The sequence below is a fragment of the Sulfurospirillum sp. UCH001 genome (assembly GCF_001548035.1).
Taxonomy (GTDB): Bacteria; Campylobacterota; Campylobacteria; order Campylobacterales; family Sulfurospirillaceae; genus Sulfurospirillum.
This window is the reverse complement of sequence record NZ_AP014723.1, coordinates 2,587,754-2,606,563: the sequence shown is the minus strand read 5'-3', so window position 1 is coordinate 2,606,563 and position 18,810 is coordinate 2,587,754. Positions and strand designations below refer to the sequence as shown.

Below are 18,810 nucleotides of genomic sequence, written 5' to 3'. Positions count from 1 at the left end.
TTGGTTATTTTAGGTATTGATCCAGGTACACGTAATTGTGGATATTCTATTGTAAAAAAAGAAAAAAACAGTCTTATTTTAGTAGAAGCAGGGCTGATTAAAATTAAAGAAAAAGTACTTCAACATCAGATAATGGAGCTTGTTGAAGGGCTTGATACCATCTTTAAACAACATAAAATTGATGAAGTAGCTATAGAAGATATTTTTTATGCTTATAACCCTCAAACAGTTCTAAAATTAGCACAATTTAGAGGAGCTTTAAGTCTTAAAATTTTACAGGTTTTTGGCAACTTTAGTGAATACACACCCTTACAAGTTAAAAAAGCAGTGACGGGAAATGGTAAAGCGGCAAAAGAGCAAGTAGCATTTATGGTGAAGAAGATTTTAGGAATAAAACAAGAGATAAAGCCTTTGGACATTAGTGATGCTATAGCTATAGCTATTACTCATGCCCAAAGAATAAAAGTAAATTAAGAAGGATCTTTAACGCTAAAGAGGTATTTGTGTTCTTCTGGTAGTGCATCATAAAGCGCATGCGCTAGATTTTGAATTTCCCAGAGGGCACTTTTATCACTTCTAAGCGTTAAAAAGTTCTGAAGACTTCTTGCATTGATTGTCCATGTAAGTTCTGTTTTATAGCTCTCTGGAAGGCAGTATTTTGCCTTATCGTTGCTAATGCCCTCAACTAGAACTAAACGGAGATTTTCAAGTGCTTTAATGCTCATTTCATCGACCATCTCAACACCTGTTAATACTAAGTATTTTGCAGCGCGTTCACTATCTTTAGAAGAAAAATTCTCTTCGTTTTTGAGCTCTTTGAGTGTATAACGTGTTGATTTCACTGAAAGTGAAGCCATACGATGGCGTGCAAGCTCTTGAAGAAGTGCACGTGAAATACCTTCGATATAGAAGTTATAAACCAAATGTTCTAAGGTTGAAGCGTGTTTGAATTTATTGCCAACACGATCAATCAGCTCTTTATCTTTTTCGCCACCTTCATCGCTTTTGTCAAAACTTTGCCAGCAGGTACGAATAGCATCAGCACAAATAAGTAGGGGAGTGTAGTGGTTTAGTGTAATTTTCATGTGTTGAGTCCCAAATTTTTTTGGGACTCATTGTAGTATATTGAAGCTAAAAAAATCTATTTGAGTTGGAGAAGGGTGTTCAACATTTCATCGGCAGTTGTAATGGTTTTTGAGTTTGCTTGATACCCTCTTTGAATAACGATAAGTTGTGTTAAAGAACGTGAGAGGTCAACGTTACTCATCTCAAGCGAGCTTGCTTGAATAGAACCTTTACCACCTGTGCTTGCTTGTCCAACAATAGGATCACCTGAGTTTGAAGTTTGTACAAAACAGTTACCACCATCGCTCTCTAAACCTTGGTTGTTGGTAAAGGTTGCCATAGCTACTTGTGCGAGTGCAAAGCTTCTACCATTGGTAAAACTACCAATAATTGTACCTGTCTCATCAACACTTAAACCATTAAGATCACCACCCGCATAACCATCTTGGCTAATACCTGAAGTGTTAGAGTCTTTATCAAAACTGGTCATACCATCAAATTGTCCAAGTGTTCCAAATTTAAGTTCAACATTTTGATTTGGAGTTGAACCATTATTTGCTGTATAGGTAAGGCTTCTTGGCGAATAAGTTGCTAAAGAACCATCGGAATTAAAGCTAACGGTTCCTGTAACAATATTTTCAGGGAAGTTTCCAAGATTGATATCGCCTGGTTCTGGAACAGAAATGAGTACTGACCATTCAGTACCACCATCAGTAGTAAAGCCTGTTTTTGTAAATTCAAATCTTACGGTGTGTTTAGAACCCAATGAGTCATATACATCAATACTAGATGCATGGCTTGCTGCATAAACGGCTTGAGATGTTCTAACAGATGTACCTGATGTTAATGTTCCTTGAAGAGCATTAATGGTTGTACTAAAGTTATTATTTGCAGCTATGTTATTGCTTGCATTGGTAAGATTTGTAACGGTTAAATAAAGGTCAAAATCGTCTGCTGATTTGAAATTTGTACCAGCTGGAAGTGTAGTAATAAGAGCAGCTTCTGCAAAAGTTGCTCCAGCTGGTAAAATAGTTCCTGCAGGTATTGGTGTGTCTGGTCCAGCTGCAACGGTTGAACCAGCAGGAATAGTTGCCGCATTAGTAAGTAGAGTTCCAGCAGGAATAGTAGTTCCACCAGGAGCAGGAACAGGTCCATAAACGACACCATTAACAGTAGTAGCAGTAAGTGGTGTAATAGCTGATGATAATGTTGAGCCAGCTGGAAAAGTAATGGCTCCAAGACCAAGAGCCGTATTTAATTCACCACTTGTTGCAGAATAAGCCGCTGAACCAGCAGGAATAGTCACTGCTGTTGTAAGTAATGTTCCAGCAGGAATAGTAGTACCACCAGCACCTGTTGGCCCATAAACAACACCATTAACGGTTGTATTGGCTGATGGAGAAAATCTAGATGTTAAGGTAGTACCAGCAGGAAAAGAGATAGCTTGTGATGATAGCGCAGTTGAAAGGGCAGTTGAAGTCATTGTAATAGGTGTGACTAATGTACTATCGACAACATCGCCATCATCAGCATTAAAGGCATCGCCTGCAGGATTTGAAATTTCAAATTGACCTGTACTGTTAACTTTTACGGTAACACCATCATTTTTGTCAGCTGCACCATCTCCTGTATAATCAACATAAAGTCTTGCATCTTTTTGGAGTGCTTCTCTTAAATCTTCTGTTGTTGTAAATGTTCTTTCTGCACCATCATTATAGCTATGTGTTGTATTAAGTGGGCTTGAGGTATATGTATATTGATATGCTGTAATAACATTAGTAGAAGCTAATGCAGTTGTATCCGTTCCACCTTTGGTTAATTTAATATTTTTTGTTGCAGCTTCAGTACCTGTTTGGTTATTGTTTGTAAGATAAAGTCCTGTACCGCCTGTAATATTTGCCTCAACACCTGTTTTTGCTGTTTTAGCATTGATTAAGCCAGCAACATACGATGCAACTGTTGGAGCATCTGTTGATGTGATACTACCTGTAATAGTTTCACCATTTAACACTAGGTCAATAACCGTTGTTCCCGGAGCTGTCATAGTAACGGTATTGGTTCTTGCTTGTGCAAAACTTGTCCATATACCTTGTCCTGTTGTAAGATTGAATGCTTTTCCATCAGAGTTAAAAAGCGCTCCAAAATCTTGTCCGCGCTCATAGAGTTTTTTACTGGTGTCAAACATATTACTACCAACATCATCCTCATCATGTGTTTCAGTTGCCTCTTGGATACCATTACCATTCACATCAGCCCAACCATGGTTTGAGTCTAGTGAGTAAATAACCGATTTATGCGTACCAACGCTATCACCTGAGTCAAGGTTTGCTTTAATTGAAATATATTTAGAAGCATTCGCAGGTGTTGTTAATCCTGGTGGAATAGTGATATTTGCAATTGGAGAGGTTGAATCAATAGCAAGTGTTTTTTCATCTCGTGTCCAACCTTGTGCAATGTAACCATTTGTATCGACAAAGTTACCATTAGCATCAAATGTAAAGTCACCACTTCTTGTATATTTATAGGTGCTTCCTCCATCTGGGGAAACAATAAAAAATCCATCACCTTGAATTGCAAGGTCGGTTGTTTTATCTGTTGTTTCGATAGAACCTTGTTTAAAGATTTTTGTTACTGTACTTATTTGTGTTCCAAGTCCAATTTGCATTGCATTTTTACCACCAAGTTCACCTTGTGGAGCAGTAGCAATTTTAGCTGTTTGACTTAAGAGATCAGAAAAATTTGCACGAGAATATTTAAAGCCTGTGGTATTAACGTTTGCGATGTTATTACCTTCAACGTCCATTGCGATCTGGTGTGCCTGCAATCCGGTAACGCCGGCCCAGAGTGATCTCATCATAGCGTATCCTTTTTAAAGTTACTTTTTGTTTTTATAAATTTCGTACTAAGTGAAAGCAATTTTTATTCCATGAAAATGTTGTTTACTTTTATTTTTTCATGTTAATTGCATTTTGAAGGAGTTCATCACTTGTAGTAATACTCTTTGAGCTTGCATCGAATGCTTTTTGGACAATAATAAGCTCTGTTAATGCCGTTGCCATATTAATGTTACTACCTTCTAATTTGTTACTAAAAATAGTAGAACCTAGAAAACTTTCGCCATTTTTATCAGTATAAAAAATGGGTTTTCCACTGTTAGCAGATGCTTCAAAGAGTGTCGCAGAGTCTTGTAAAAGACCTTGATCATTTTGAAAATGATAAACGGCAACTTTTGCAATAGCTGAGCTTTTGCCATTGCTAAATTCTGCAACAATGTTACCATTTCCATCCATGGCATAGCCCGTTAAAAAGCCTTCCATAGAACCATTTGCAGTTACAACATTGGCTTTTTTGATAGTAGTGCTTGAAATGAGTCCATCGTATTTACCAACAGTACCAAGATTAAGTTCTAGTGATGTACCACCATTATTGAGTGCTGGAACAGAGTTGGATAAAAGCTGTCCTGCCCCACCAAATGTGAGCACACCTGTTTGAGTATCTACAATATCATAGACTTTTTTGGTTGTGGTATCGACATAATAGAGGGTAGGATCATAAATCTTTGTCACTGTTCCTTTTACCGTATCTACATTGTATATGGAAGTATCGTAAGTTTTTGTAGAGTCATAGTTTTCAACAACATAATCTTCTAAGTAACTCAGTATTTTGATACTAGCATCCCACGTACTTCCTGAAGAACCCTGTGGAACTTGCTTTGTAAAGGTCATATCAATAATATCTTTCGTACCATCAGGTGCGATGATTCCTGTTGTAAAATGTTCTGTATTGGCAACTTCTTGTGTCGATGTAACCAAAACACTTGCTGTTAAGTCTGATGTAGTATCGAGAGTACCGACATCAGCATTAGAAATACTCCAATTGAGTGAGGCATCAAGTTTTGTAGATATTTTTTGTGTTTTTCCATTGACATCAGTAAATGTGATCGTAACAGCATCGCCTTCTTTAGGGTTTTGAAGCGCTGTCGTATTGTTAATGGTTCCACTTAAACTGGCTTTTCCTGAAGCAGTTGGTGTGACAGTAGCAGTATAATCAGCTGCATTTAGAGGAACTACAACGGCATCCGTGACAACTTTTGGATCAAGATTAGCACCGTAGGAAACTTTAGATGTTGCTACTGGTGGATAGTAAAGAATATCGGGCAATGTGATTTTTGTTTGGCCCCCAACACTTCCTAAAGGGACGTCATCCATAGGTGTAATGGCATAAGGCGTTACAGGAGTAGTTGATGTGGATTTATAATACGTTCCAAATTTAGCAAGCGTTGCATCATCAAGTGTTGTCGGTGTCATATTGTTGCCAGATGTTGCCATGAGGTAGTAGCCATCAGCATTCACTAAAGAGCCTTGTCCATCAAGTGAAAAAGAACCCGCACGTGTGTAATATGTCTTAGCAGTATTTTGTCCTTTAATCCCAAACCAACCATCACCTTGAATAGCAAGGTCAAAAGGGCTATCTGTATTTTCAAGAATACCTTGTCCAAGATTGAGAGCGGTTGTTTGACTTTGTGCTCCAAGACCTTTGTCATTTGAGTACGAAGCATAAGCACCGGTTAATGCTGTTGAAAAGAGAGATGAAATTTCAGGACTACTGTATTTATAACCATTGGTATTGGCATTTGCAATATTGTTGGCTTGAACATCCATTGCAAACTGTTGTGTTTTAATACCTGAAACACCGTTGTAAAAAGAGCTATTCATTGGAGTTTCCTTTATGGTTGGTAATACTCAACAACATCACTAATTGGATAATAGTTAGAACCAAGTTTGACATAAGAACTTCCATTGTCATAACGAATGGATTCAACAGGATAAACACCAAATTGTGTTGTTTTAGAAGCACCGGTTTTATCGACATAGTCCGCAGTAACACTGTAGTAACCATCTTTTACAAGATTACCATCATTGTCGGAACCATCCCAATCAAAAGATAAAACACCGCTTTTACCAGCGGCAACATCACCAAGATCAACGGTTTTGATAACATTTTTATTGGCATCTTTGATTGTAAGTGTTCCATCTTTGATTTCTGTTGGGAAATAGACTTCATAGGTTGACTTACTGTTTGAGAGTGTTATCGCGTTATAACCCAAGCTTCCCATTTTACCGATTAAGTTTGTTGCATTAGAGCTTACACTCTCTTTGAGTTGCGTTGATAAATTCTCCAACGCAGTATTCGTTTTGGTTGCAGACTCTAGCGTTGCAAGCTGAGAGGTTTGTGTTAAAATCTTGTCTGAGTCCATAGGACTTGTAGGATCTTGATGCTGAAGCTCTGTAAGAAGAAGTTTTAAAAAGTCATCTTTACCTAGCGTATCGGAAGAACCTGTTTTTGCTGCCTCTTTTGTTGTTGTCGAACTTGCTGTGCCTGGATTAAGAAGGCTTTCATAGCCTTTTGTATTTACTGTTGCCATAATGTATCCTTTTTATACTCTATACATATTGAGGAATGATGATTTCTAAAAGAGCAGTCTCTTCCTCGTTAAACTCTTCAAAGTTACCATTATTCTGTTTTTGATTGTTTTGTTGTGCTTGTTCTTTGTTGTTTTGATCACTAAAATTCATCTCTAAATTCGTAAAGCCCATATTGATAAGCGCACTTTTGACATCATTTTGATTTTGTGTAAAGAGCGACATCGTACTTGTGTTAGAAGAGATATTTACATGTAAATTATTGCCTCGTGTCAATAATGTAACGTCAACATCTCCTAAACTTTTAGGGCTTAGAGAGAGTTCGACTTTCATAATAGGCGGTTTATACGCTTCAATTTTTTCTTTTAAATCACTTGCAAACTGGTTTAAACTCTCTTTTACGGGAGTGTTTTTCACAGGTATGTCTTTGTTATTATTGACTTTGATATCATTTTTAACATCTGTGATAGGTTGTGATTCATCCGATGAGGTTTGTGTTACTTCATTTTCTTCATTTTTGACAATTTTTTGTGTTTGTGTTGTATCTTCTGGTGTAGATTCTTCAACTTTTTTTTCAGGTTTTGATACTTTTAATGTTAAATCTACAGAATCTTCTTCAGAGGTAGATAAAGACTCTTTTTTAACCTCAGTAACACGTGTAGATGCCATTTGAACAGGCTCTTCTTCAGGGATACTTTCTGCTAAAACAGCTGACGCGGCATTCTTTTTTGTTTCATGGTTAGTTGTGGTCGCTTTTGGTGTTGGTGTTTCAACAACAGGCGTTATAGTTGCTTGAACACTCTCTTCTTTAGGCATCTGCAAGGCTTGCGCTAAAGGATTTTGTTGCTTTTCATTTACTATCAGTGGTTCTTGAACAACAGGAGTATTTGCTACAACTTTGGTATCTTCTACTGTTTTACTCTGAGTAGGAGTTGTATTTATAAGTGTACTGAGCATTGATGCTGTAGGCGTTGTTTCTGGCTTTGAAGGCTGTTTATCCAAAAGAGTCATAATATTTGTCGTTGCTGCTTTTGGGATCGTATTATCTTCTAAATTTTGCGTTGCATCAAGTGCTGTTTTTAGGTCATCAAAAAAGTTATTTTGAGTGAGTTTTGGAAACTTTGTTTGAAGGCTCTCCAAACTCTCTTGAGAGATTGAAAGCTTCTCCAAGCCTAGATTGTACTTTTGCGATAAATCCATCAAATCACTGACACTTTTAACGCTTGCAAATTCTTGACGCGTTGTTTCACTTACAAGAAGTTTTTCTAATGCAGGTGAAGCATTGAGTGTTGGAAATGTTGTTGTTTTTGGATCTTGCTGTAGGGCATTTACCACACTTAAAAGATCATCCAAGAGATGTTCATCAATACTTTTAGCCTCTTGTTCATGAGCTGCAAGGTCTAGTGTACCTTCTCCTACTGTAGTTATAGGAAGTTCTTGAGTGAATTCACTGAGTTCTGTTTGTTCATTTTCTTTGGTATATTGTCCAAGAATCATTGAGAAAAAACTTTCTGAAAATGAACCGTCACCACTCTCACTTTTAGGTGTTTCAGTTGTAGAAGGCGCAAGAGTTACAGGGGCTGGAGCCTGAACAAAAGAGAGAATATCTTGCATTGCCATTGCCTTATTATTTTATTTTTTATACTGTTTTTCAAGTCAAACTTGCAAAACAATGTTAGCCACTAGGGCACTGAATTTTGTCTTTTTACGAGAGAATTACCCATAGTGTGTTAACCATTAGAGATAATTCCACGCTCTTAACAAGCAATACTCATTCCATTTTAAAAAATTGTTAGAATGATTGTTGTCCATATAAGGATATTTTAATTTTAGTAAGAATGTGGTATAATAAAGCATATTTACTTCTATCAAACTACCAATCCGTACGTTTTATCTGAGATGTAAAAGTTAAGTTCACGAGGAGAATTTTTTGCAAGACTTTAGAAATATTGCCGTGATTGCACACGTTGATCACGGGAAAACAACATTAGTTGATGAGTTGTTGAAACAATCAGGAACCTTTACAGCACACCAAAAAGTTGAAGAAAGAGCAATGGACAGCAACGATCTTGAAAAAGAGCGTGGTATTACCATTCTTTCAAAAAATACAGCTATTCGCTATAAAGATACAAAAATTAACATTATCGATACTCCAGGCCACGCCGACTTTGGTGGTGAGGTTGAGCGTGTTTTAAAAATGGTTGACGGCGTTTTACTTCTTGTTGATGCACAAGAAGGTGTTATGCCTCAAACAAAATTCGTTGTTAAAAAAGCCCTAAGTTTAGGTCTTTGCCCAATCGTTGTTGTTAATAAGATCGACAAACCAGCGGCAGATCCTGATCGTGTTGTGGATGAAGTATTTGACCTTTTAGTAGCCCTTGGTGCAAATGAAGATCAACTTGAATTTCCAATCGTTTATGCTGCAGCACGTGATGGTTATGCAAAATACAATATGAGCGATGAAAATAAAAACCTTGAACCATTGTTTGAAACCATCATCAAGCACGTTCCTGCACCATCAGGTAGCGTTGATAATCCACTTCAACTTCAAGTATTTACCCTTGATTATGATAACTACGTTGGTAAAATTGGTATTGCTCGTATTTTTAATGGAACCATTAAGAAAAATGAGACCGTTTTACTTGCAAAAGCCGATGGTGAACAGGTTCGTGGACGTGTTTCAAAACTGATTGGTTTTCACGGTTTGGATAGAATTGATATCAACGAAGCTGAAAGTGGTGACATCGTTGCCGTTGCAGGTTTTGAGACACTTGACGTGGGTGATAGCCTTGTTGATCCAAGTAACCCAATGCCACTTGACCCATTGCACATTGAAGAACCAACCCTTTCTGTTGTTTTTGCGGTTAACGATTCTCCTTTTGCTGGACTTGATGGTAAGTATGTTACTTCAAACAAAATTGCTGAGCGTTTAGAATCTGAGATGAAAACAAACATCGCGATGAAATACGAGAGTGCAGGAGAGGGTAAATTCAAAGTTTCAGGTCGTGGTGAGCTTCAAATTACGATTTTGGCTGAGAACATGAGACGTGAAGGTTTTGAATTCTCTCTTGGTCGTCCAGAGGTTATCGTTAGAGAAGAAAACGGTATTAAAATGGAACCATTCGAACACTTAGTTATTGATGTACCAGATGAATTTACAGGTGCAGTTATTGAAAAATTAGGTCGTAAAAAAGCGGAAATGAAAGCGATGAACCCAACAGGTGATGGTCAAACACGTATTGAGTTTGAAATTCCTGCACGTGGACTTATTGGTTTCCGTGGTCAGTTTTTGACAGATACTAAAGGTGAGGGTGTTATGAACCACTCATTCTTAGAATTTCGCCCACTCAGTGGCGAAGTTGAACACCGTAAAAACGGCGCACTTGTTTCTATGGAAACAGGAACAGCGATGGGTTATTCACTTTTCAGCTTACAAGAGCGTGGCGTTCTTTTCGTAGATGCACAAATGAAAGTCTACTCTGGTATGATCATTGGTGAGCATTCACGTCCAAATGATCTTGATGTTAACCCGATCAAAGGTAAGCCACAAAGTAACGTTAGAAGTAGTGGTGCTGATGAAGCGATCAAAATTATTCCACCACGCAAAATGAACTTAGAACTTGCACTTGAGTGGATTGAAAACGATGAGTTAGTTGAAGTTACACCAATTAACATTCGTATTCGTAAAAAATACCTTGATCCAACTGTACGTAAACGTATGAGTCGTTAAGTAATAGTTTCATGTAAAAGATTTTGCCATCAAAGTGATGGCAAAATCGTATAATACATCTGAGCAATACAAAGGAGTTACGATGGAAACGTTTTTGATTGTTGCAGGTCTCATTCTTCTTAGTATCGTGTTTATGTATAACACGCTTATCTCCAAAAAAAATCAAGTCGAAAATATCTTTGCGGGACTTGATGCCATCCTCAAAAAACGGTACGATCTTCTTCCTAATCTTGTAGCAAGTGTAAAAGAATACATGGTGCATGAACGTATTACCCTTGAAAAAATTACAGAACTTCGTACAAAAGGGCAGCGTGACACATTAGATGATAGTGCCAAAATAGCGTTAGAAAAACAGCTCTCTTCCATGCTTGGAAATCTTATGGTAGCGGTTGAAAATTATCCTACACTAAAAGCCAATGAAAATTTTTTACATCTTCAAGGTACACTAAATGAGCTTGAAGAGCAAATATCAGCCGCACGCAGAGCTTATAATCAAAGTGTGACGGATTATAACAATGCGATAGAGATGTTTCCAACCAATTTTATGGCAAATCTTATGAAACTGGAACGTAAAGAAGTTTTTAGTGTTCCCTCTAGTGAACGCGCAAACGTTGATGTAAAAAATCTTTTTAAAAACTAGGTAAGTCTTGAAGACAAATCTTGCTTCATTGATGGATTACTATTATGATTCGATGTATCCTTCTTTGAAAGTTTTAGAAGAGAAGCGTTTACGCACACTTTTTACACTTAAAAAAGCTGCATTGATTTTGTGTGGTATTGCAGTACTCCTTTTTCTTTTTTTAAATCAAAACGCATTTTTTAAACCGTTACATGCAGCCCTTATCTCTGCAATGTTGGCTTTTTTAGCTTTTATGTTTGTTTACAGGCATGAAAGTGCAGGCTATGGCATGTTGTTTAAAGATCAGGTTATTGAGAAAATTATCCATTTTTTAGATCCTTCTTTGTTGTATGATAAGAACAATTCCATGAGTGAACATGAATATCAACAAAGTGAGCTTTTTTTAGAGTCGTATGATCGCTTTTCCGGTAACGATCTTATTTATGGAAAGATAGAAGGTGTTGATGTACGATTTTGTGATTTGCATGTCGAAAAAAAAATACGTACTAAAAATGGGCAAGAAGAGTGGAGTGATATTTTCAAAGGGCTTTTTTTTAGAGCGGACTTTAACAAAAATTTCCATTCAAAAGTTGTGGTACTCCCTGATATTGCGGAACGAAATTTGGGTGTTTTAGGTTCATGGATACAAGGAATGAATATCCAAAGAGGTGAGCTTATTAAACTTGATCATATGGAATTTGAGAAATTTTTTGTAGTCTATGGCAGTGACCAAATCGAAAGTCGCTACATTTTATCTCACACTTTAATGGAGCATATTGTTCAGTTTCGCAAAAAAATTGACAAGCCATTGTATCTTTCGTTTATCGATTCTCAACTTTTTTTAGCGCTTCATTACAATAAACCGCTATTTGAGCCGATATTATCACGTTCATTATTGGAATTTGATTATATCAAAGACTATTTTGAACTTTTAGTGATGATTACAAGCATTGTCACTGAATTTAAACTCAATGAAAAATTATGGAGTAAACGCTAAATGTTTAATGAAAAACTACTCAAAATTTCTTTAGGTTTTATTCTTTTATTGATTATTGTAGGTTTTTTTACGATTAACTATATGTTAAACGATGACAATAGTACCCCTTCATATACCTCTTCTCCTAGCACAAAACGCGCTACTAACACCAGTACGGATGTCAAAGAACTGAGTCTTGATACGATCTATATCAATATTCGCTCACAAAAATACAAAATTCTCAAAGCCGATATTGCGTTAAAACTGAAAAATGCCAATAGTAAAAAGGCACTTCAAAACAATATGGATAATGTAAGAAATTCCGTACTACAGTATCTTAATGCTATGGATGCCAATGGTTTGGAAACAGTGAGTGGGAAAGAGCGTCTTAAAGAAGAGTTGATTGATATGTTAGAAAGTACGTTTGGATATGAAATAGAAACAATTTATATTAAAAACTTTATTCTTTCTCCTTGAAAAGCACTAAGCTTACAAGTGAGAGTAATGCAATAAAACTCGCGTATAAGTAGAGATATTCCCCATAAAAATACCCAGCCATCAAGGCGCCTACAAAGCCTCCTAACCCAAATGAAAAACCATAATAAAATTGAGCTGCAAGTTTTTTGTGTGCATAAAACGTATATAAAAGGCTTAGAGCGGCCGTATGATGCAAGGCAAAGCTAAATGCATGCAAAGATTGTGCTGCATACGAGATAAAGAGTGATGAAGGAAAGGCAAAGAGTAAAAACCAACGAAGTGCCGTAAGAAATACGCCTAATTTCACTAAGGCTAAAAGACTAAATCGTTGAAGCAATGGCGCTTGAAAATAGAAGAGTATAATTTCGCAAATAACACCAAAAGCCCATAAATAACTGGTCGTTTCAAGGCTAATGCCATGCGCTGTTTCATAAATGGTAAAGAAGTTATAAAATGCGCCAAAACTAACTTGTAAAAGAAAGAGGCTAAGCCATAAATACTTTAGGTGAAAAAAGTGAAAAGGTTCCTCTTTTTTGGCATCTGTATTTGCAAAGTGAGTATTGTTTTTGGTAAGCCAGTAAGCAAAAAAAGCAGTTAAACTAATACCAAGTAACAAATAATGCAGTCCATTGGTGTAATCTTCCAAATGACGTGCAAGGATAATACCAATAAGCATAAAACCAATAGAGCCAAAAAGACGTGATCTGCCAAAACGCTCTTTTTGCAAGTGCTCCATTGCATAGGTTTCAACATAAGGCAAAATCATCCCTAAACAGGCTCCTAGGAGCATATTTGGAAGCATAAAAAGATAGAAGTGATGAATGGTTGGATAAAACATTACAATGGAAAAAAGTGCCCCTCCAAGGGCTGTATAAAAGACTTTTTGTGTTAGTTCAAAATGTTTGAGAAAGAAAAAAGGAACAAAAAAACGCATAAGAGGAGCTAGTGCAAAGATAGCCCCGATTTGGGGTGCGCTGTAACCAAGTAGGAGTAAAATCTTTGGCATGAAAATGACGTAAACGCCCGTAACGACGAAATAAAAAAAGAAAAAACCAGAAATTTTAAAAAAGATCATGCATGCTCACTTACAAACAGGAGCACTATGACTTCCAATATCGTAAAAAGAGAGCCTATCTTTTCGCATCAAAGGTATAAAAAGCCCAATAAGACTAAAAAGAGTTACAAGCATTAAACTATAGCGTATGCATAGTTGTAGTATAGAAGGTTTTTGTTGTGTTTTAAGATCAATCAGTATTAGATCATATGCTTTATAACCAGGGGTTTGTCCGCTACGCTTTAAAAAAAGAGTTGTGACAATACCATATGGAATAAGAATTAGAAGCCAACCTTGAAGCATATGTGCTGCAAAGCCTTCTCTAGAGCCATAAACAAGATAAAACACAATGTAGAGAATTGGCATGAGAAGCATAAAAGAATCTACGATAAACGCCTTAAAGCGTTTTTGAAAAGGCGCGATGGATGGAAGAGTAGGCAGAGCATTTTTATGCTCTTTTTTGCCTTTCTTGGTAGCTCTCCATCGCATTATAAATTAATTTCCTCTGCTACCAGGTTTGTATGCAGTGCTTCCCTCTTTGCACAAAGGGCATTCACTTGGTTCATAAATGTCAAATTCAAAATCAGCGAGCGCAAAAAATGGTGCATCATTAGGAAGTTTGCATGTAGGTTTACCTTCCAAGTTGCTTCCCACACGTTTACAAAAACCACGATTTGCAAGAGCGGCAAAACCAACAATAACACCACCCATATTCTCAGCAATTTTAGCTGCTTCTAGGGCAGAACCACCGGTAGTGATAATATCTTCACAAACAAGGATTTTTTCACCTTTTTTGACTTCAAAACCTCTACGAATAGTCATCTCACCATTGACGCGTTCTGCAAAAATGAAACGCTTACCAAGCGCACGCGCAAGTTCATAACCTGCTAAAACACCACCAAGAGCAGGAGAACAAATGGTATCGATTTCAAGATTAGACGCCTGAATCATTTTTGCTAATTCAACAGCTAATTGCTCAGCAACTTTTGGATCTTCCAATACTTTAGCACTTTGCAAATAGTAACGTGAGTGTTTACCACTGCTAAGTAGAAAATGTCCTTCTAAAAGGGCATTAGCGTCTTTATAAATTTTTTCGATTTGCATAGTTGCCCTTAAATTTTAAGTAATTCTGCTTCTTTTTCTTTTACAAGATCATCGACTTTTGCAACGGTTGCATCAGTGATTTTTTGAACTTCATCTTGACCTTTTTTAGATTGGTCTTCAGTGATGAGTTTATCTTTTTCCAATTTTTTGACTTGATCGTTGGCATCTTTACGTACATTACGGATAGCAACTTTCGCTTTATCACCCATTGTTTTAGCTTGTTTTGCTCCCTCTTTTCTCTGTTCTGATGTCATCGGAGGGAAGAAAAGTTTGATAGTTTCGCCATCGTTATTTGGGTTAACACCGATGTTTGCTTGCATAATTGCTTTTTCAATCTCTCTAAGCATTTTTTTCTCCCAAGGAGAAATAGTAATCGTGGTCGCATCGGTTGCTAGAACGGTTGCAACTTGGCTAAGACCTGTTGGTGTTCCATAATAATCAACATGGATATTGTCCAAAATTGAAATAGAAACTTTACCACTGCGAATGGTCATAAAATCACGTTTAAGTGCCGCAATACATTTTTCCATATGCTCTTTTTGTTCAGCATATACTTTACTTAGTTCCATTGTGTACCTCTTTTGTAAGTTGAAATTATTTACTAAACTTGTCTTTGACAAGTAATTTTGTTGAGATTTTATTGCCTACTGAAACAATAACGCGTGTACGCTCTTTTGTCAATATTTTGTTAAGTTCTGCTTTGAATATACCATCGCTTAAACTGACCTCTTGATAGCCATGTTCGCTAATGTATATGCCACCCTTAGTTGCATTGGTCTGTGCTTTGACATGCAATGAGGTGAGTTTACCATCTTCTCCTAAAAACGTAGGTTCAAACCATGTTGTCTCAAGAGCCTTGTATTTTAAAAATCCACCTAAATCGCTTTTACCTACAAGAGCAGAACGGTCTAAATCGAGTGGATCGCTAAAGCTAGCTACTGCGCCCATCGTTTGATTTAAAATAGCTTGAAAACCATAGCTCGTGGCTATATTTTTGACACGTGGGCTGAACTCACCAAAAGGGTAAGAGAAGTAACGTGGTTTAATACCCAAACGTTTTTCAAAAAGTGCCAACCCTTCATCGAAATCTTTTTTCAATGCTTCATCATTTAATTCTGTCATATGAGGATGATTCATCGAATGAAACTCTAAAGAGCCATATTTAGCTATTTCTTTTAGTTGATTCCAACTCATAAAATCACCGTATTTCTGCTCTGTTGCTCCCACGTAAACAAACATTGAAAAAGGGTAGTTGTACTCTTTAAAGAGTGCTAAACCATGTTCATAAAAGCTTTTATAGTTATCATCAATGGTAAGGACAACCCAATTATCAGGGATAGTTTCTTTATTATGAAGAGCGTTTACTAATTTTTCAAGCGGAATGACTTTGTAGCCATTTTTCTTGAAATAGTCAAATTCTTTACGGAGTTCTTCGAGCGTTGTGTTGGTTGTAGGATATCTAGAATCGTTAAAACGATGGTAGATGAAGATATGGGCATCTGCCCATACCATCACGCTTAAACACAATACAAGCCAAAAGGATTTCATGCGAGATTATTTAGATGCTGGTGCTTCAGGGGCTGCTGGAGCAGATGTTACTGGTGCTGGAACACTTGGAACAACGCTTTTTTCGATTTTGATATCTTCAGCAATAGATACTTTTTTGTCTTGGTTGTAAAAATAACCCAAAGTAAGTGTATTTACAATGAAAAGAGTTGCAATGATAAATGTAAATTTTGCCATAAATCCTGCTGGTCCTTTTGCACCAAAAAGAGATTCATTGCTTCCACTATAAGCGCCAAGACCGATAGATGAGCTTTTTTGTAGAAGTACAGATACAGTTAAAATAGCAGTTAATACAAATTGTAAAATCAATAAAACGGTGGTCATAAGGGATGTCCTTTGTTTGCAAAATAATGTAGAACCAAGGATTATACCCAAAACGTGTTAAAAAATCGTTAAAGTCCTTACAGCTTCTGAAAATCTAGTGTGATTTCATCGATGCAACGTTGTGGTAAAAAGGTTTTTGCATATTCCATATAAATACCTGAGGTATAGAAAAATTTAACAAGTTCTTTATCGAGTTCTCCTTCTTGTGCCATGGAGTAGAGAATTTTCATGGCAACAGAGAGCGGCATGCTCGATTTATAGGGTCTATCACTAGCCGTTAACGCTTCAAAAATATCGGCAATCGCTAAAATGCGTGCTTCAAAACTAATTTCATCACCTTTAAGTCCTTGAGGGTATCCTTTACCATTAATTCTTTCATGGTGATTTCCTGAAATTTGTGGAATCTGTTGGTATTTTTTGGGGAAAGGGAGACGATTTAAAATATCAACGCTGAGTTTTGCATGGGCATTGATAATTTCACGCTCTTCAGTGGTTAGTGTACCTTTTTGTGTACTAAGATGATATGCTTCATCTTCTGTAAGAATGTAATAGTTTTCATCTCCAATCTTCCATTCTTTTTTGGCAAATTCTTGGATTTTTGCAACCTTGTCATTTGTCAAAAATGCATCGCCTTTGTTGCTGATTTGAATCAGTGAAAATGCTTCATGTAATGTTTGAATCTCTTTCGTGTATTTTTTTTCTAAAAGGGTAATGTCATTTGTTTGTCTACCTTCTAAAAGAGCAACTTTATCTTCTAAAAGCTGTATATATAAAGCTTTTTCAAGTGTTTTTATACGACTTTCAATCAGATTGATTCGATCACATAATGCTTCAAGTTTTGTTGCTTTGTCAACAATTTGTTCTGGTGTAGCGAGTTTTCCAATGTCATGCATAAGGGCTGCAAAATTGATCTGTTTTATCTCTTCGGCACTAAAGTGTTTATGGGCGTACAAAGTTGTATCTTTATTGATCGCCTCTGCAATCATAACACTGAGTTTTACCATACGCTTGATGTGACCAGCAGTGTAGGGTGATTTTTTACTGATAGCAAAAATAATACTTTTGAGAAAAGATTCCAAAAGATTTTCAAGTCCTTGAATGAGCGATGTATTTGTGATGGCTATGGCTGCTTGTGAAGCAAGAGAGAGCGTAATTTTTTCATCTTCTGCTTCAAATGAAACTACCTCTTGTGTTTGTGAGTCTATCTTGTTGATGAGTTGTAAAACGCCAATGATCTCACGTTCATGGTTTTTCATAGGAATGACAAGCATGGATTTGGAGCGATAACCTGTTCCTTGATCGAATTGTTTGGTCCCTTCAAAGGAGAAGCCTATCGCCTCATAAACATCAGGAATATTGACTAAACGATCTTCCAGTGCACATGTCGCAGCTACCATTTTTTTGTTGGGTGTTCCATCTTCAAGATAGAGTGGAAGTGGTGGCCAGGTGATTTTACCACTCGTCCCACCCATTTTAATCGCTAAGGAGTCTGTTCGAATGACTTTAAAACGCAGTTCATGATTTTCCAGTAGGTATAAAGTGCCTCCATCTGCGCCTGTAAGGTTCTTAGCTTCTTCTATAATCATCTCTAAAAGAGCATCTAGATTTTCATTTGCAGAAAGAGCCGTACCAATTTCAGTCAGTTTTTGAACACGTTCATCAACACTTGTATGTGTGCATGTTTTTAAGACACCTGTTGCAAGTTCTATGCTTTCACCATCTTTTAGAATGGCATCTTTTGAGATACCTATCTCATGAAGTTGCTGCATAATATGTTCAGCGTAAAAAGGTTTGAGATGATTAATATAAATATGTAAATCATCTCGTTTCAGTTGTTCCATTCCTTGTGCAAGAAAATGAGGTGTAAGATGTTTGCTCTCAGTCGCAATTTTTTTGAAATGGTTAGGAAATGAGACGTCAATAATCAGTGTTTTAATGTCTTGTCTATGGTTTAAGAGTTGCCAAAGAGCGTCATTGTGAAATGTATCGCCTGAGAAGAGCAGGCTATTGTTATTTTGGGTAATGATATAACCACAACATGGCACAGTATGATTGGCTAAAAAAGGTGTTAGTGTAATCCCGTCTTCAATCTCATATGTTTGGTTTGCCTCTATTTCAACATAGGTGATCGCTGGAGTTTTAGAATTTACGAGATGAATCTTACTAAAATCAGGCCAAAGCACATCGTTAAAAAGATGTTTTTTTATAGCCTCAATCGTATGCGGAAGTCCATAGAGTAAAAGTGTCTCTGTACGATTGGCAAAAAAATTGTCAATAAGGAAAGCGGTATCAATAATATGATCTAAATGAGCGTGAGAGAAAAAGATACGATTAATATATGAGGCTTCATTGTCAAGAGCATGCATGATATTGCCAGCGTCTATAAGAGTGTTTTTTGTAACTTGAATACATGTTGTAAAAGACTCTTTTGACCTGCTGCCTTGAGCACCAAGAATGCGAATATGACTCATG

General features: G+C 36.8%; 17 protein-coding genes. 5 read left to right on the top strand and 12 right to left on the bottom strand.

The window, feature by feature from the left end; genetic code table 11:
* Positions 1 to 474, top strand: coding sequence for a crossover junction endodeoxyribonuclease RuvC (gene ruvC, locus UCH001_RS13065; RefSeq protein WP_067178422.1), 474 nt, complete (start codon positions 1 to 3; stop codon positions 472 to 474).
* Here the strand turns inward: ruvC and thyX are convergent.
* The 5 genes from thyX to UCH001_RS13040 form a co-directional block, all read right to left on the bottom strand.
* Positions 471 to 1,085, bottom strand: coding sequence for an FAD-dependent thymidylate synthase (gene thyX, locus UCH001_RS13060; protein WP_067178421.1), 615 nt, complete (start codon positions 1,083 to 1,085; stop codon positions 471 to 473). The genes ruvC and thyX overlap by 4 nt on opposite strands.
* 56 nt (positions 1,086 to 1,141) lie before the next feature.
* Positions 1,142 to 3,919, bottom strand: coding sequence for a flagellar hook protein FlgE (flgE, locus tag UCH001_RS13055; protein WP_231963941.1), 2,778 nt, complete (start codon positions 3,917 to 3,919; stop codon positions 1,142 to 1,144).
* Positions 3,920 to 4,010: 91 nt separating this feature from the next.
* Complete coding sequence (locus tag UCH001_RS13050) at positions 4,011 to 5,780, bottom strand: flagellar hook-basal body complex protein (RefSeq protein WP_067178419.1); 1,770 nt, start codon at positions 5,778 to 5,780, stop codon at positions 4,011 to 4,013.
* 11 nt (positions 5,781 to 5,791) lie between these two features.
* Complete coding sequence (locus UCH001_RS13045) at positions 5,792 to 6,490, bottom strand: flagellar hook capping FlgD N-terminal domain-containing protein (protein WP_067178418.1); 699 nt, start codon at positions 6,488 to 6,490, stop codon at positions 5,792 to 5,794.
* Between the two features lie 19 nt (positions 6,491 to 6,509).
* Positions 6,510 to 8,102, bottom strand: a complete 1,593-nt coding sequence (locus tag UCH001_RS13040) for a flagellar hook-length control protein FliK (RefSeq protein ID WP_067178417.1) — start codon at positions 8,100 to 8,102, stop codon at positions 6,510 to 6,512.
* A 316-nt stretch (positions 8,103 to 8,418) separates the two neighbouring features.
* Between UCH001_RS13040 and typA the strand changes: the two genes are divergently transcribed.
* From typA to fliL, 4 genes are all read left to right on the top strand, one after another.
* Positions 8,419 to 10,218, top strand: coding sequence for a translational GTPase TypA (typA, locus tag UCH001_RS13035; protein ID WP_067178416.1), 1,800 nt, complete (start codon positions 8,419 to 8,421; stop codon positions 10,216 to 10,218).
* 82 nt (positions 10,219 to 10,300) lie between these two features.
* The gene (locus UCH001_RS13030; RefSeq protein WP_067178415.1) at positions 10,301 to 10,858 is read left to right on the top strand and encodes a LemA family protein; all 558 of its coding nucleotides are present in this window, start codon (positions 10,301 to 10,303) and stop codon (positions 10,856 to 10,858) included.
* Between the two features lie 7 nt (positions 10,859 to 10,865).
* Positions 10,866 to 11,834, top strand: a complete 969-nt coding sequence (locus tag UCH001_RS13025; protein WP_067178414.1) for a DUF3137 domain-containing protein — start codon at positions 10,866 to 10,868, stop codon at positions 11,832 to 11,834.
* Positions 11,835 to 12,290: a flagellar basal body-associated protein FliL gene (fliL, locus tag UCH001_RS13020; protein WP_067178413.1), complete on the top strand. Its 456-nt coding sequence runs from the start codon at positions 11,835 to 11,837 to the stop codon at positions 12,288 to 12,290.
* Here fliL and UCH001_RS13015 read toward each other — a convergent pair.
* From UCH001_RS13015 to UCH001_RS12985, 7 genes are all read right to left on the bottom strand, one after another.
* A complete protein-coding gene (locus tag UCH001_RS13015) occupies positions 12,274 to 13,365 on the bottom strand; it encodes an MFS transporter (protein WP_067178412.1) in 1,092 nt (363 codons plus the stop codon). The two genes, fliL and UCH001_RS13015, sit on opposite strands and share 17 nt — an antisense overlap.
* 6 nt (positions 13,366 to 13,371) lie before the next feature.
* Positions 13,372 to 13,833 carry an RDD family protein gene (locus UCH001_RS13010; protein ID WP_067178411.1) on the bottom strand — a complete coding sequence of 154 codons (462 nt, stop codon included), beginning with the start codon at positions 13,831 to 13,833 and terminating at the stop codon, positions 13,372 to 13,374.
* Positions 13,834 to 13,839: 6 nt separating this feature from the next.
* Positions 13,840 to 14,448: an orotate phosphoribosyltransferase gene (gene pyrE, locus UCH001_RS13005; RefSeq protein WP_067178410.1), complete on the bottom strand. Its 609-nt coding sequence runs from the start codon at positions 14,446 to 14,448 to the stop codon at positions 13,840 to 13,842.
* A gap of 8 nt (positions 14,449 to 14,456) precedes the next feature.
* Positions 14,457 to 15,017 (bottom strand): ribosome recycling factor, encoded by a 561-nt coding sequence (gene frr, locus UCH001_RS13000; RefSeq protein ID WP_067178409.1) that lies wholly within the window; start codon positions 15,015 to 15,017, stop codon positions 14,457 to 14,459.
* Between the two features lie 25 nt (positions 15,018 to 15,042).
* On the bottom strand, positions 15,043 to 15,996 hold the full coding sequence (locus UCH001_RS12995) for a polysaccharide deacetylase family protein (RefSeq protein ID WP_067178408.1): 954 nt from the start codon (positions 15,994 to 15,996) through the stop codon (positions 15,043 to 15,045).
* 6 nt (positions 15,997 to 16,002) lie between these two features.
* On the bottom strand, positions 16,003 to 16,338 hold the full coding sequence (gene secG, locus UCH001_RS12990) for a preprotein translocase subunit SecG (protein WP_067178407.1): 336 nt from the start codon (positions 16,336 to 16,338) through the stop codon (positions 16,003 to 16,005).
* A 77-nt stretch (positions 16,339 to 16,415) separates the two neighbouring features.
* Entirely contained in the window at positions 16,416 to 18,809 is a 2,394-nt protein-coding gene (locus tag UCH001_RS12985) for an HD domain-containing phosphohydrolase (RefSeq protein ID WP_067178406.1), read from the bottom strand.
* Between the last annotated feature and the right edge of the window lies 1 nt (position 18,810).

Excerpts from the sequence above, each read along its gene's own strand:
- thyX (WP_067178421.1), bottom strand. The coding sequence starts at position 1,085 with ATGAAAATTACACTAAACCACTACACTCCCCTACTTATTTGTGCTGAT.
- flgE (WP_231963941.1), bottom strand. The coding sequence starts at position 3,919 with ATGAGATCACTCTGGGCCGGCGTTACCGGATTGCAGGCACACCAGATC.
- UCH001_RS13050 (WP_067178419.1), bottom strand. The coding sequence starts at position 5,780 with ATGAATAGCTCTTTTTACAACGGTGTTTCAGGTATTAAAACACAACAG.
- UCH001_RS13045 (WP_067178418.1), bottom strand. The coding sequence starts at position 6,490 with ATGGCAACAGTAAATACAAAAGGCTATGAAAGCCTTCTTAATCCAGGC.
- UCH001_RS13040 (WP_067178417.1), bottom strand. The coding sequence starts at position 8,102 with ATGCAAGATATTCTCTCTTTTGTTCAGGCTCCAGCCCCTGTAACTCTT.
- UCH001_RS13030 (WP_067178415.1), top strand. The coding sequence starts at position 10,301 with ATGGAAACGTTTTTGATTGTTGCAGGTCTCATTCTTCTTAGTATCGTG.
- fliL (WP_067178413.1), top strand. The coding sequence starts at position 11,835 with ATGTTTAATGAAAAACTACTCAAAATTTCTTTAGGTTTTATTCTTTTA.
- UCH001_RS13015 (WP_067178412.1), bottom strand. The coding sequence starts at position 13,365 with ATGATCTTTTTTAAAATTTCTGGTTTTTTCTTTTTTTATTTCGTCGTT.
- UCH001_RS13010 (WP_067178411.1), bottom strand. The coding sequence starts at position 13,833 with ATGCGATGGAGAGCTACCAAGAAAGGCAAAAAAGAGCATAAAAATGCT.
- pyrE (WP_067178410.1), bottom strand. The coding sequence starts at position 14,448 with ATGCAAATCGAAAAAATTTATAAAGACGCTAATGCCCTTTTAGAAGGA.
- frr (WP_067178409.1), bottom strand. The coding sequence starts at position 15,017 with ATGGAACTAAGTAAAGTATATGCTGAACAAAAAGAGCATATGGAAAAA.
- UCH001_RS12995 (WP_067178408.1), bottom strand. The coding sequence starts at position 15,996 with ATGAAATCCTTTTGGCTTGTATTGTGTTTAAGCGTGATGGTATGGGCA.
- secG (WP_067178407.1), bottom strand. The coding sequence starts at position 16,338 with ATGACCACCGTTTTATTGATTTTACAATTTGTATTAACTGCTATTTTA.
- UCH001_RS12985 (WP_067178406.1), bottom strand. The coding sequence starts at position 18,809 with ATGAGTCATATTCGCATTCTTGGTGCTCAAGGCAGCAGGTCAAAAGAG.